Annotated in this window: 1 protein-coding gene; it reads right to left on the bottom strand. The window is 42.3% G+C overall.

Annotation, left to right across the window (positions count from 1 at the left end; all coding sequences use genetic code 11):
• Positions 1-104: 104 nt before the first annotated feature.
• Positions 105-596, bottom strand: a complete 492-nt coding sequence (locus A3761_RS08865) for an IS3 family transposase (protein ID WP_068510155.1) — start codon at positions 594-596, stop codon at positions 105-107.
• Between the last annotated feature and the right edge of the window lie 88 nt (positions 597-684).

The following is a 684-nucleotide window of genomic DNA, read 5'->3' as shown; positions in this document are numbered from 1 at the left end:
CCGAAGCGATAAGCCTATTAGCTCACAGGCTTTCACTCTTCTGGCTCCAGCACTAACGGCTTCATCAATCAGCTCCACATAATATTGCCTATCTGGAAGCATGGTTAGCTGTCCTCGTCTTCCCCCCAGTAGGCATTGAGCTTTTTTCTGAGCACCAACAATGCAGCAGTTTCAGCAAGTGCTGCATCTTTGCGTTTTAGCTCCTTCTCTAACTGCTTAATACGCTTCTTATCTGCTTTGCGCTCTGCAGCTTCCTGTTTCTTACGCTGAGCCTCAGTCATATTGTTGTTAATACAAGATTGTTTCCATTGCTTCACCTGATCAGGGTACAGCCCTTTTTCTCGGCAATACTCACTTAGCTCTATCTCCGACATCATGGCGGTTTCCAGAACAATTGAAAACTTTGCTTCTGGAGACCAGTTATCTGGACTACTACTTTTTGTCACACTTGAACCTGGTAATTGAAATTTATCTCGCCAGGAATACAAGGTGGATAGGTTTATGTTTTCCTGGGCTGAAAACGTTCTTAATGATAACCCACTTTCAAGCCACTTCTTAACAATGGCTTCTTTAAACTCTTTTGAATAATGCTTCACTCATATTCTCTTACCGCCTCCTATTCAATTATTAAAAATTAACAGAGGCGACAACTATCCTGACACAGGGGGATGTCAATACTTTTAT

The sequence above is a fragment of the Oleiphilus sp. HI0123 genome (assembly GCF_001635315.1).
This window is presented reverse-complemented; position numbering and strand designations above follow the sequence as displayed.